General features: G+C 27.3%; 14 protein-coding genes. 12 read left to right on the top strand and 2 right to left on the bottom strand.

Annotated elements, in window-relative coordinates; genetic code table 11:
- The first annotated feature begins 64 nt into the window (after positions 1–64).
- The 6 genes from BLT70_RS07215 to BLT70_RS07200 all read left to right on the top strand — a co-directional run bounded on the left by BLT70_RS07215 (position 65) and on the right by BLT70_RS07200 (position 3,121).
- The gene (locus BLT70_RS07215) at positions 65–967 is read left to right on the top strand and encodes a LysR family transcriptional regulator (protein ID WP_091893042.1); all 903 of its coding nucleotides are present in this window, start codon (positions 65–67) and stop codon (positions 965–967) included.
- A 122-nt stretch (positions 968–1,089) separates the two neighbouring features.
- A complete protein-coding gene (locus tag BLT70_RS07210; protein WP_091893039.1) occupies positions 1,090–1,629 on the top strand; it encodes a hypothetical protein in 540 nt (179 codons plus the stop codon).
- A gap of 6 nt (positions 1,630–1,635) precedes the next feature.
- Positions 1,636–1,866 (top strand): hypothetical protein, encoded by a 231-nt coding sequence (locus BLT70_RS07205; protein ID WP_091893037.1) that lies wholly within the window; start codon positions 1,636–1,638, stop codon positions 1,864–1,866.
- Entirely contained in the window at positions 1,863–2,009 is a 147-nt protein-coding gene (locus tag BLT70_RS17120; RefSeq protein WP_157691852.1) for a hypothetical protein, read from the top strand. Before BLT70_RS07205 ends, BLT70_RS17120 begins: the two co-directional genes overlap by 4 nt.
- A gap of 121 nt (positions 2,010–2,130) precedes the next feature.
- The gene (locus BLT70_RS17115) at positions 2,131–2,289 is read left to right on the top strand and encodes a hypothetical protein (protein ID WP_157691851.1); all 159 of its coding nucleotides are present in this window, start codon (positions 2,131–2,133) and stop codon (positions 2,287–2,289) included.
- Positions 2,290–2,446: 157 nt separating this feature from the next.
- A complete protein-coding gene (locus BLT70_RS07200) occupies positions 2,447–3,121 on the top strand; it encodes a hypothetical protein (RefSeq protein WP_157691850.1) in 675 nt (224 codons plus the stop codon).
- 183 nt (positions 3,122–3,304) lie between these two features.
- On the opposite strand, the gene BLT70_RS07195 is transcribed toward BLT70_RS07200, so the two are convergent.
- Both BLT70_RS07195 and BLT70_RS07190 read right to left on the bottom strand, forming a co-directional pair.
- A complete protein-coding gene (locus BLT70_RS07195) occupies positions 3,305–3,793 on the bottom strand; it encodes a hypothetical protein (protein WP_091893033.1) in 489 nt (162 codons plus the stop codon).
- A 91-nt stretch (positions 3,794–3,884) separates the two neighbouring features.
- The gene (locus BLT70_RS07190; RefSeq protein ID WP_091897506.1) at positions 3,885–4,361 is read right to left on the bottom strand and encodes an Hsp20/alpha crystallin family protein; all 477 of its coding nucleotides are present in this window, start codon (positions 4,359–4,361) and stop codon (positions 3,885–3,887) included.
- A 426-nt stretch (positions 4,362–4,787) separates the two neighbouring features.
- On the opposite strand from BLT70_RS07190, the gene BLT70_RS07185 reads away from it, so the two are divergent.
- The 6 genes from BLT70_RS07185 (at position 4,788) to BLT70_RS07160 (ending at position 12,227) form a co-directional block, all read left to right on the top strand.
- A complete protein-coding gene (locus tag BLT70_RS07185) occupies positions 4,788–6,233 on the top strand; it encodes a redoxin family protein (protein ID WP_091893031.1) in 1,446 nt (481 codons plus the stop codon).
- A gap of 144 nt (positions 6,234–6,377) precedes the next feature.
- The gene (locus tag BLT70_RS07180; protein WP_091893029.1) at positions 6,378–7,103 is read left to right on the top strand and encodes a CPBP family intramembrane glutamic endopeptidase; all 726 of its coding nucleotides are present in this window, start codon (positions 6,378–6,380) and stop codon (positions 7,101–7,103) included.
- Positions 7,104–7,267: 164 nt separating this feature from the next.
- Positions 7,268–7,882: a DUF6563 family protein gene (locus BLT70_RS07175; protein ID WP_091893027.1), complete on the top strand. Its 615-nt coding sequence runs from the start codon at positions 7,268–7,270 to the stop codon at positions 7,880–7,882.
- Between the two features lie 189 nt (positions 7,883–8,071).
- Positions 8,072–8,398 (top strand): hypothetical protein, encoded by a 327-nt coding sequence (locus tag BLT70_RS07170; RefSeq protein ID WP_091893025.1) that lies wholly within the window; start codon positions 8,072–8,074, stop codon positions 8,396–8,398.
- 128 nt (positions 8,399–8,526) lie between these two features.
- Positions 8,527–9,678 carry an erythromycin esterase family protein gene (locus tag BLT70_RS07165; protein WP_091893023.1) on the top strand — a complete coding sequence of 384 codons (1,152 nt, stop codon included), beginning with the start codon at positions 8,527–8,529 and terminating at the stop codon, positions 9,676–9,678.
- A 209-nt stretch (positions 9,679–9,887) separates the two neighbouring features.
- Entirely contained in the window at positions 9,888–12,227 is a 2,340-nt protein-coding gene (locus BLT70_RS07160) for an MBL fold metallo-hydrolase (RefSeq protein ID WP_091893021.1), read from the top strand.
- Positions 12,228–12,319 lie beyond the last annotated feature (92 nt).

Genomic DNA, 12,319 nt, shown 5'->3' with positions numbered 1-12,319 from the left:
AAAGCAATATTTATTATTGTAAAAATAATACAAATCATACCTTTGTATCAATATTTTAATAGTTATGGTAAATTTAGAATGGTACAGAACATTTAAAGAAATATATGAAAACGGAACTTTGACCAAAGCTTCTATTGCTTTATATGCTTCTCAACCTGGAGTTAGTGTACACTTAAATGCTTTAGAAGCTTATGTTGGCAAAAAACTATTTGAACGTACTTCGAGAAAAATGATTCCAACAGAAGACGGGAAATTTTTATATGAATATATTATTGAATCTTTAAAAAAATTGGAGATAGCAGAACAGCATTTTAAAAAAACAACGCAAGAAAAAAATCCATCTTTAAATGTAGGAATGTGTTCTGAAATGTTTCAACTCATTATTGAGCCAGAAATTCCAAAACTAGACTTTGACCTAGTAGCTAGATTTGGAGCACATACAGATTTAATAAGAGACCTAAACAACGGCATTTTAGATTTAGTAATAACACCTAAAAAACAGCATGAAAAAAAATCATTAGTTGAGTATATTCCTTTTTCAAAAGAAAGAATCGTTTTAATAGCAGGAAATAAAACCAATGTAACTAAAATACAAAAACACATAGAATCAAACAATTTAAGTAAGTTAGAAGCCGAACTACTTCAAAATATTTGGTATAGTTCCTCAAACGAAATGGAACATTTTAGACGTTTTTGGTTTGAAAATTTTAATAAGAAACCTGCTTTTAAACCAAACTATATTTTGCCTAATATTACTTCTATAATAAGATGTTTAAACAATGGAAACGGATTGGCCTTAGTTCCAGATTTTTTATGTCAAGAACAAATTTTAACAAATAAAATAAAATTAGTTTGGGAAGGCAAAGTAAAAACGGAAAACACCTTATACTTTGCATCTAGAACAGATTTAAAGTACAAAAAAGAATTAGATACTATTAAGGATATATTTACATCAAAAATGAAATAAACGCAGTACAACAAGGTGTATAATTTATTGATAGTTCTCCCCTACTTACTGAAATCCACACGGATTTTCTATTAGGTTCTTAAAACAAGTAACAAACTATATATAAACATGTTTTACATAATATGAAAAAACTGACACTTCTTATAATTACGATTATATTTTTTAATTGTAAAACTGAAAATCAATCACAAGTTGATTATGCAGATTCATTGAGTAATTATTTAACTAAAAACGAAATAAAATTATTGAACAGAGGCTGTGAATTATTTGAAAAAGAAATATTAAAAATAAACGAAAAAAATAATGTTGGAAATTCTTATAAAGAATATGTTGAAAGTTTTAAAGAATACCCACGAAAAATATCTGAAAGTAAGAACATAAATAAATATTTGATTGTCCTAAAAAAATCCGAATTGTATAATAAAATATGGACTGAAAATAAATTGAATGAAAACTTTTTGGATTGTTTAATAGAAAAATCACAAAAACCGAAAGTAAAAGAACTTCTTAATGGTTATAAAGAAATTATTGACATTGCTCTTATCGTAGTTTCTGAAAGTCTGAATAAAAGTTTAACTGAAAAAGAATATGATTCTAAAACAATGAAAATATTTATCGGAATTGAATTTTATTACGGACTGAAAATTAATCAAATTGAATAAAATACTGTGACAACAAATCTTGACAGTTTATACTTTCAAAAAGGAACTGAAGATTTGGAAGGAATTAGACAAGCAAGAAATTATACCCCACAAAATTATATAAACTCAATAAATAATTATCCAAAATTTTGGAATTCTGTTCGTAAAAATACTCTAAAAACAGAAGTTTATGTCCCCGAATTGAATGAAAGTATAGAAAAAATGCGAAAGACAAACAATCAGCAATTAAAGAAATGATTGAATTAGACTACACGAATGAAAATCAAATTGTAGATTTTGTAAATAGAACTAATTTTTTTTCTATACCACTTGACAAGCTTTATCAAATATTTGATAGCAAACGTCCTATTGCTATTGGAATTAAGCAATTTAAAAAATAAAGCTCAAATTGTTAGTCCGAAAACTAATGAAATAACTATTGAGTTCTCACAATCTTTAAATGGACACAACACAAGTGTAGCTTTTGGAAGCTTGGGAGAGGTTGCATTTTAAAAAGGAACGTTGATTGGAAGAAATTGGGGAAAAGATAACACATCTTGGACAATACCTGTAAACTTGGAACCTAATAAAGAATATCAAATATTTATTACAACCAATTTTAGAACAGAAGAAAACATCCCATTGAAATCATATTTAATAGAATTCAAAACATCTAAATAACAAAGCAGTTGCCAACATAGTATAAAAATTAATTGCTGGTTTTGGCTCACTTGGAAAATTCCTCCGGAATTTGGACGTTCGTGTTTTATTTGCTAAATTTAGTGATTAAACTACGCAACAAAGCTTATACAACACCGTCGTAAAACATAAAAAAACTATGAAGAAACCCTTAATATTATTATTTTTAGTTCTATTTTTTTCTAATTCCATTTTTAGTCAAGATATGCCTGAAAAACTTGCTAAAAAAATATGTAAATGTCTTGAAAAAGAACAAATAAAAACAATTGAAGAAATGAATCCATGCTTTGAAAAAGTACTTATTGACAATATGAAGGAAATATATAAAGCATATAAAATTAAATCAATTGAGGAATTAGATTTTGATAAATTAGGACTTGAAATAGGTGATAAATTAATGAATGAATGTGATTATGCTTTGGAAAAACTAACTCCTGAAGAAAACAAATTTGAAAAAGATTTTGTCCCTGAAAAAAACCTTGATTGCTCTAATCTTAAGAATGGAGAATTTTTCTACTTGGATTTTAATACCAGTACTAAAACAAAAGATACCACTTTTGTAACAATAAAAGACAATATGTTTCTTGAAAGAATGAATAATGGAAGAACCTATGCAATGTTAGATATAAAATGGAAAAATGACTGTGAATTTGAATTAATATTTAAAGACAGCAATGATCCCATAAAAAGCGTAATGAGTAAACCAGGAGAAAAATATAGATATCAAGCAGTTTCTTCTACATCAAACTCTTATATTTTGAAATTTTTTTTGGAAAAAAAGGAATTTAAGATTGAATTTTTTAAGGCTAAATAACGTTTTACAACATTTTGCATAATTAATTGCTAGTTCTCCCCTACTTACAAAAATTCTAGCGGATTTTCTATTTGGTAATTTGTTTAGTAAATTAGGCGCTTAAATACGCAACAAAGCATATTAAAACTCGTTGTGTGTAATGCAAAAACAATCTAACACGGAAGAAAAAAAGACGAAAACTATTTAGTTTTCGTCTTCAGGTTTGATAAATTCCGACTGATATTTTTCTAAAAATTTCTTCTGTCTCGAAATCATTTGTTGCCTTAACTTATCAATGTCCATAAAGTCCTTTCCAAAGTTACTTCCGAAAAAATCATCATTAAAGAAATGTTTGCTGAAAAGTGAATCTTGAGAAAAAACATTTTCAAATCCTTGATTTTCAAATACTGAATAGTTTGAGAAAAATCGTGATTTAAAAGATTGCATCAAACTATCTTTATCAGACAATGAGAGATTATCAAAATTATTGTTGGAAGACCAAGAATAAATACTGTCATATCTAATTAAGTTTCCGTTTTCATCAAATTCTTTATCAACTTTCCAATTACCTTTAGGCTCTTCAACTATATTAGTTTGATTTTTTTCTTTTTCATCTTTTTTAGTTTCATTTTCTTGCCCTTTACAACTAACAGTTAACAAGCTAACTATAAATAATAAAATATACTTTTTCATCACTTTTACATATTAAGTTCAAGTTATTATTTAGAGGATGCAGAAAAATCAGCATCCTCTAAATATTTTACTCTAAAATTTAGTGAAACAATTATGAAATCTTAATGCTTCTGGCTGGTTTTTGTTTAGCCTCTTCTTTTTTTGGTAAAAGAATATTTAAAATACCATCTTCATAATTTGCATTAATCTTTTCATCGTTTACACTTTCTGGTAAATTAAAGGTTCTTTTGAACGAAGAATAACCAAACTCTCTACGAGTATAATTTTCTTCCTTATGTTCACTTTCTTCCTTTGTTTCCGTAGAAATAGATAATAATTGATTATCGAGGTCAATTTGGAAATCTGATTTCTTTAGACCTGGAACTGCCATTTCAACTATAAAAGCATCGGCAGTTTCTTTAATATTTACTTTGGGTAAAGTAATTCCAGTATTAAAATTCGAAGTGAATACTGACGGTAGGTCTCTATTAAAGATATCATCTAACCAACTTGATAAATTTGGGAAGTTTTGATTTGAATTGCTGTTCGCTAAACTTCCATTTTTAGGAACACTAACTAAATTGCTCATAATTAAAAAATTTAAATTAAACATTATTTCAAATTTGAAATCTTAATTGATTTCGGGTTCAATAAAACAAAAAAAATACCAAAACAAACAGAACCAGTTTTTATGCAAAAAACCACTTAATTCTCTGAAATTTTGACATATTAATGAATTATTGACATATTTTAATCTAAATTACTGACATATTTACATTTTATAATCGATTGATTATTTGAGAACTGACAAATAAAAAAGTATAAAAACCGATGAATGTAACCTGTGAAAAAGCACTACACACAACACTCTACAAACTTAATTGCTAGTTTAGAGCAGATTTACCAAAATCCTGAAGTATTTTATTGGCAACTAATTATTTACTAAATTTATAGCTTAAACACGCAACAAAGCTTATACAATCAGGTTGGCAAAAATTAAAAATGAAATTGAAAAATGAAAAAAATTACTTTAATTACTATAATGAATTTTCTAATAATAAGCTGTGGAAAACAAAAAGAAAATAAAATTACATCTGAAAATTTCTTTAAAGCTGGGACTATTCAATTTACTGGAAAAGTAAAAAACTTTAAGCTAACTGATGATAGAACTTTATTTATATCACAATATAATGTACTGACAGGCGAAGATGAAGTGTCTTCTATAAAAATAAACAAGGATGGAAAATTTGAGAAAATTATTCCGATATATTCTCCACATGAAATAACATTAAAATACAAAAACAAAAGAACTATACTATTAGTAAATTACTTAGATAGTTTAAATTTTATTTTTGACGTTAAGAATAAAACAATTATTTCTGGTAAAGGAAGTAACCGAAACAATTTATTACAGCAATATATCGAATCATCTTACAAAATAAAAAATAATTATTTCGACGCAATTTTCGGTAAAGAATTTGAGCTTCTTTTAAAAGAGCACTCTAAAACTAAAAGAAAGTTGGATTCTATTACTGATATGATTTTTTTAGACAAAAAACCTGACTCATTACTAGATATTTGGATTAAAACAGATAAAAAGACATTAAAAACTTATGGTTTTATTAATTATGCTTTAAAGAATGAACCTTTCCCAACTCATTTTCTATCAGAAAAAAAAATAATTAATGATTCAGATTTAAACAATATAAACAGTTATTATAACAAATCATTTACTATTGATGTTTTTAATCTGTACATTGGAGCTATAGTAAAAGGAAATCGTGAAAATTTCAACAAAATGCGTACCTTATTTAAAAAAGGTAGCTACGAAGAAGCAACGAACCTACTAGCTGACAGTATATTTAAAAAGTATAAAAATCTTGGAAAAGATATTGTATTATATCGGGAATTTAAACAAATGACTCAGAAAGATTTAATTAGAGATGATCCAAATATTGATTTATTAAAAAGACAGTTCTTAAAGAAAATCAAAAATGAGTTTATAAAAACAAATATTTTAAACGAAAGTTTTAAAAGCAACTCAGCTCAAAAAGAAAAATCTACCATAAATAATTCTGATAATGTATTAGCAGATTTAATTAAAAAACATGAAGGAAAAACACTTTATGTAGACATAAGTGCGACTTGGTGTGGGCCTTGTATTGCTGAATTTCCATATTCTGTTAATTTACACGAAAGTTTAAAAAATGAAAATATCGTTTTTGTTTATCTTTTTGCAAAATCTAACCAAGATACTTGGAAAAAACTAAGTACAAAATATAAATTAAAAGGTGAGAATTTAATAATTAGCGATAATCAATATAATCTTCTATTAAGTGAATATGGAATTAATACAGGTTTTCCTCAATATTTTATAGTTGATAAAAACAAAGAAATAAAGAAAAATATTAAAAGGCCATCTACAACAGGAATGAAAGAATATCTATTGAAGATATTATAAATAACGTTAATCAACACGATGTTTAATTAATTTACTGGTTATTAAATACTTGCAAAAAACCTCGCTGTTTTCTATTCGGTTTTTATTTGCTAAATTAAATGCTTAACCACACAACTAACCATATACAAAACAGTTACAAGTAGTATGACAAAAATAATCGCTGAAAATCTTCTTCAACTAATAATAGTATTTCCAATTATTCTGATTACATTAAAAAATAGAAAATCAGAAACTTTTGAAATTTTAATGGCTTTTATTATATTTTTTCTTATTAATCAAATTTCTCTTGTTTTACCAATGGTTTATCCTAAATTAAGAATTAGTAATTGGAATTCAAATTGGAATTGGGTTGGAAAAATATACGCCATATTTGGAGCTATAGCATTTTTATTAATTTACAGAAAATATCCATTGAAAGATTATTTTTTAACATTTAAACAGGAAAGTAAGTTTTTAAAGAAAGGAATTTTAATAATTACCTCACTTTTAATAATAAAAACTGTGCTTATGTTTTTTGCTCCAACTAAAATACTGAATTGGGAAACACTTTTCTTTCAATTTTCTATGCCAGGAATAAACGAGGAAATTGCTTACAGAGGAATTATGCTTGGACTTTTGGCAAAAATTTTGAAAAGTAAAAACTTAATATTGAATACACCTGTTTGGATAACTGCAATACTATTTGGATTAGAACACGGACTTTCACTTTCAACTGAACTCATTATAACTTTCAACATTCAACCTTTCTTAATAACAATGATTTATGGATTAATTTGGGGTTGGATAACAATAAAAAGTGGAAGTATTTTATTAGCGTTAATTTCACATAATTTAGGAAATGGAACTGGAAATATAATTAGAATGAGGTAAAAAACTACTTGTAATACTCTATATTATTTATTGCTTGATTCTAGCCTATTTGCTAAATTCTTCGCGAATTTTCTTTTCCGTTTTTATTTGCTAAATTATGTGCTTAAACACTCAACCAACCATGTACAAAACCGTTGTGGTTAATAAAAGCTAAATCTCAAAAAATGAAAATAATAATTACGAGAATATTTATAGTAGGTTTAATAATATCAAACTTAAACGCCCAAGAGTCTAAAGAAAATAATGGGGTATTTGTGAATTTTGAACAATTCAAATTAAATCGACCTTGTCCATTGGAATCGATAGACTTAAAAAAAAGAAGTGAATTATTCCTGTCTGTAGACGATATTGAATCTGAATGTAAATTTAAAAAAGTAAATAAACTCATCGCGATATCCTTTGAAAATGAAATATATTATAATATGCGTTTTAATGTTGAGTTTCTAACAAAGAATAAATTTTCTAAACTTCTAGTTAAAGGAAAGTACTGTGCATTCAAAGTAGACGAATCATATCCGAAAAATATTCAAGGACAAGCAGGATTTAACACAGGAGGACTTATTGGAGCAATTATTTTAGGTGTAAATGGCAAGAATAAGATTTATTATTTAGATACGTCTAAAGGATATAAAACAAAAGTTTTGACAAAAAATAGACTTAAAGAAATATTGAGTCAAGAAAAGGAACTTTTAGACGCATTTAATAAAGAGAAAGATGTTTCAGCGGAGTTATACTTGAACTACTTAGAAAAGTTGAATAAAAAAGTTGAAAATCGATAAATTACTTATTAAAACACTGTGTATATCTTATTGCTAGCTTATCGCCTACTTACCAAAGTCCTCTCGAGCTTTCTTGGTAGGTAATTAGTTGCTTGAAACACGTAACAAACCATATAAAAGCCCATTGGCATTCATTGGCGGAACACACTCTGATTCAAAAAAATGGAATATTAATAAACTAATTTTATTATGAAAAATCAAACCAAAAAGAAAATTTTAACTTTAATTAGTTTCATCTGCTTGATAATTCCTTTTATAATTTATAGTTTATGGATTTATGTTTGTAATTTAGGAACAACACAAGCTGAAAGAGTTTCTATTTTTAAGAATTATTTCCCAGATTTTCTTGATGGAAGATGGAGCACAACAATTGTTAGTATAATTTTCAGTATTTCAGCAGTTATTATAAGTAGTATTAATTTAAAACATTTAAATGGAATATGGAAATTAATAAATATTGTACTTCTAATATTGAGCAGTTTATTGTTATTTCTAAATCTATTTTCAATGATGTAAGTTTTATTTTCTTCAATTATGTAAACCTGAATATTTAATTAATCAGAATTTCGCCGTTCGTATTTTATTTAGTAAATTCATTGCTTAAACAACGCTACAAAGCTTATTCAACAACGTTGACAACTATAATGAAAAAAGCATTTTTACTATCAACATTATTTTTTTCTATTCAAATTATCTTTTCTCAAATCAATAAAGATATTCACGAATTGAATTCAATAGACAAACTTTTGACAGAACAAGTTAAGGAAATAATTGACACAAATATTGGTAAAAAAAAAACTGTATTTCTAGGAGAAGCTGTTCATCATAGTGGCTCTGACTTCCTAGGTAAAACAGAATTTATAAAATATTTAGTCACTAAACACGGTTACAAGGACATCGCTTTTGAGAGTGATTTTTTTGCTTTGCTATTTGACCACGACAAGCATAATTTATATACAATGTGGAGTAAATCAAAACAATGTAAAGAACTTTTCGAATTTCTTAAAGAAAATAGTGTCACAATTTGGGGTTTTGACAACAAAATACATTCAAGATATTCATATCAAAATTTCACAAAAAAACTATCCGAAATTCTTAAAAAAGATGGAATTGAATTAAATACAGAATTTACAAGACTTATTAAACTAATTATAAAAAATCAGCACAATAGTAGAAAGGAATTATCTCAAAAAGAAGTTGATTATTTAAAAAATTATATACAAAAACTTCAAACGAATGAAAAAATTAAAACAAACAAGGTTTGGAATCAAATTTTAAATAGTATTGAAAGCGCTATTAAACTTTATACTGTAAAAGACAACTATTCTGATAAGCATAGAATCAAAATAAGAGATAAACAAATGGCTAAAAATCTTGACTTTTTAGTTAAAACTAATCCAAGCAAAAAATTTATTGTTTGGCTAGCTAATGGACATATGTCAAAATCTAACAATGGTTTAATGAAAGGACAAACTATGGGATATCAATTTAGAAAACTAAATCCAAATAGTTCTTATCATATTGCTTTTGGCTCAATAAGATTACCTGAAAGAAAGGAAAAAAACATCATAAAAGCTAGAAAAAAAAGTAAGAACATTTTATCTCTTTTGCCTTCTCTTGAAAGCAATTATTTTCTTGATTCGAAAAAAATAATATCAAACAACATTGAATTAAAAAATAAAATTTTTAATGATATGTATATTTTCAATTTACCAAATAACAAAACAAAATTACTGAATCATTTTGACGCTCTTGTTTTTATAGCATTTGGAGAAGAAGTGAAATATGAAAAATAAATTACAGTTGTTAATACCGTGTATAATTAATTACTTTATTCTTCCCTACTTGCGAATACTCCTGCGGAATATTCACGGGTTCGTAAATATTTACTAACTTAGTTGCTTAACCACGTAACTAACTATACACAAAACCTGATAATATACCAACTTCCTATCCAAATTAAACCTTTAAGAAAATCAAGTGTCTTAGAAGTAAAAAATTTAAAATGACAAAACACTTAGCTTTACTACTATTTTTTTTAGGAACACAATTGTTCGCTCAAGAAAATAATAACCATTTATCTGCAACAATAATTGGCTCAGGCTCACCTAAATTTAATACAGAACGATGTGGTCCTTCTGTATTAATCACTTACAAAAACACTCAAATTTTGGTTGATATGGGCAATGGTACACAAGCCAATTTAAACAAAATTAACTCGAAAATTAAAGACATTGACGGTTTGCTTTTTACTCACCATCATTTAGACCATAATGAGGAGTTTGCTCCTATTTTTATCCAATCGCTTCTTGGTGGAAATAAAACAATTATTGCAGGACCAAAACAAACTACTTCGCTAATCGATAATACTATCGAAAATTATCGAGAAGATATTGATTATAGATTATCAAAATCTGGGAGAAGTTTAACTGATGTTAAATCCAATTTCACCGCTAAAAATTTAACAGGAAACACCATATTCTATATTGGAGAAATAAAAATCACTTACACACCTGTAAATCATACTATTGCTACACTCGCTTATCGTTTTGATGTAGAAAATGAATCCATTGTAATTTCTGGCGATTTAACCTACTCGGAATCATTACCAATTTTAGCTAAAAATGCGGATTATTTAATCATGGATTCTGGAGGAGCTATTGAAGTAGGTTCAAAAAGGAATGTGATTAAAAATAATAACAATAGAAACAATAGTCGAGCAAAAGAAAAAGCACATGTTAATTTAGCTGAAAGCTCTCAAATGGCAAAAGAAGCAAATGTTAAGAATTTAGTTTTAACACATTTCAACTTTACAAATGTGGATGAAGAAGCAACTTCAGCTGAAATACGAAAAAATTATAATGGTACCATTTTATATGGAGAAGACTTAATGTCCATAACTCTCAACCAAAACATCATTACAAACAAGCATTCAAATTTAAAAAATAGTTCCGCGCTTGTAAATACAGGGGTTCAAAATTATTATTCTAACACAAAAAAAAATTCTAAACCAACTGTAGCACAATTAAATAAACAACCTAAAAAAAATAAGAAATCGCAACAAACAGAGCAACGTGAAACAAAACCTTCAAATTATATTAGTCAGTATGCTAATGTTCCTGAAGGAGGTGTTGTAACGAGTGGAGAATTACCAGATTTAAATGCTTTTTCTGCGAATGGAAATTCATTAAAAATAAAAGAGTTAAGCAAAGGTAAGTATACCGTATTGGCTATGGGATGTTTAACTTGTCCGGAATTTCATAAAGCATATACTGGTATTGAGGCTTTAAACGTAGATTATGCGCCAAAAGATGTACAATTCTTTTTTGTGTATAAAAGTTTGCGTCACCCAGAATTAGATGGATATGTTGAAGCACAAAATATTTCGGAAAGATTACTTATGGTTAAAGAAGTAAAAAAGAAGTTAGGTACAAAAGTTCCATGGATTGTAGATGCTATGGATGATAACATTCGTATTGCTTTAAATTCTGGTTCTCAATCGGTATATTTAATATCTCCAGAAGGCAAGATTGTTAAAGGATGGGGTAAACTTAAAGAACAAGAGTTGCGCCAAATGTTAAGTGATAAGGTTGGAGCAGCAAGTACACTAACTACTATTAAAGACCTTGATTTACCTGTTATTAAGCGATACGAAAAACGTTTAAATGAAGAAACAAATACCACAATATATAGACCAGAAGGGTTAAATATTTTATCTATTGTACCTAAAAAACCTGAAGACACCTATTATGTTAAGTTACGTGCAGAAGCCGATAGAAATCTTATTGAAACGGGGAATGGTAAATTAGCATTAGGATTCTTTCCAGACCCTATTCTTGATGCTCATTGGAACAACCTAACGCCACCAATGAAATATGTTCTTGAATTACCAGAAGGAGTTACAGCTTCTCCACAAGAAGCAAGTGCTGAAAAAGGCCCTGGAGATAGCGACACTGAACCACGTCAATTTTGGGTAGATATAAAAGGAGCATCACCAGCAGATCAAATAGAATTAACGCTCCATTATTATGGATGCACTTCTAACATGTGTATGGCACTTACTCATAAATACACTATTAATATAACGCCAGAAGATAATGGCTCAAGAACCTTTGGTTTTAATAAAGGTAAACATAATAATAATAATAATAATAACAATAATAGCCAAAAAGCAAAAAATTCAGGGCCATCTTTTGAAAGAATGTTAGCCAATATGGATACTAACCATGATGGTAAAGTATCAAAATCTGAAGCAAAAGGTAAATTAAAAGAAAACTTTAATAAACGCGATAAAAATAAAGATGGTTATATTACAGAAGATGAATTGGCAAGAAGAAATCGATAAAAACTGATTACAACAATATATAAAAATAATATCGGTTTAATAGCTAAAACGAAACAAAGTAAATAAAAAAAAGTCTGTGGTTAACCGAAAAG

It is taken from the genome of Polaribacter sp. KT25b (assembly GCF_900105145.1).
Lineage (GTDB): Bacteria > Bacteroidota > Bacteroidia > Flavobacteriales > Flavobacteriaceae > Polaribacter.
The sequence above is the reverse complement of the archived record's forward strand: the minus strand, read 5'-3'. Positions and strand labels throughout refer to the sequence as shown.

Excerpts from the sequence above, each read along its gene's own strand:
- BLT70_RS07215 (WP_091893042.1), top strand. The coding sequence starts at position 65 with ATGGTAAATTTAGAATGGTACAGAACATTTAAAGAAATATATGAAAAC.
- BLT70_RS07210 (WP_091893039.1), top strand. The coding sequence starts at position 1,090 with ATGAAAAAACTGACACTTCTTATAATTACGATTATATTTTTTAATTGT.
- BLT70_RS17120 (WP_157691852.1), top strand. The coding sequence starts at position 1,863 with ATGATTGAATTAGACTACACGAATGAAAATCAAATTGTAGATTTTGTA.
- BLT70_RS07200 (WP_157691850.1), top strand. The coding sequence starts at position 2,447 with ATGAAGAAACCCTTAATATTATTATTTTTAGTTCTATTTTTTTCTAAT.
- BLT70_RS07195 (WP_091893033.1), bottom strand. The coding sequence starts at position 3,793 with ATGAAAAAGTATATTTTATTATTTATAGTTAGCTTGTTAACTGTTAGT.
- BLT70_RS07190 (WP_091897506.1), bottom strand. The coding sequence starts at position 4,361 with ATGAGCAATTTAGTTAGTGTTCCTAAAAATGGAAGTTTAGCGAACAGC.
- BLT70_RS07185 (WP_091893031.1), top strand. The coding sequence starts at position 4,788 with ATGAAAAAAATTACTTTAATTACTATAATGAATTTTCTAATAATAAGC.
- BLT70_RS07180 (WP_091893029.1), top strand. The coding sequence starts at position 6,378 with ATGACAAAAATAATCGCTGAAAATCTTCTTCAACTAATAATAGTATTT.
- BLT70_RS07175 (WP_091893027.1), top strand. The coding sequence starts at position 7,268 with ATGAAAATAATAATTACGAGAATATTTATAGTAGGTTTAATAATATCA.
- BLT70_RS07170 (WP_091893025.1), top strand. The coding sequence starts at position 8,072 with ATGAAAAATCAAACCAAAAAGAAAATTTTAACTTTAATTAGTTTCATC.
- BLT70_RS07165 (WP_091893023.1), top strand. The coding sequence starts at position 8,527 with ATGAAAAAAGCATTTTTACTATCAACATTATTTTTTTCTATTCAAATT.
- BLT70_RS07160 (WP_091893021.1), top strand. The coding sequence starts at position 9,888 with ATGACAAAACACTTAGCTTTACTACTATTTTTTTTAGGAACACAATTG.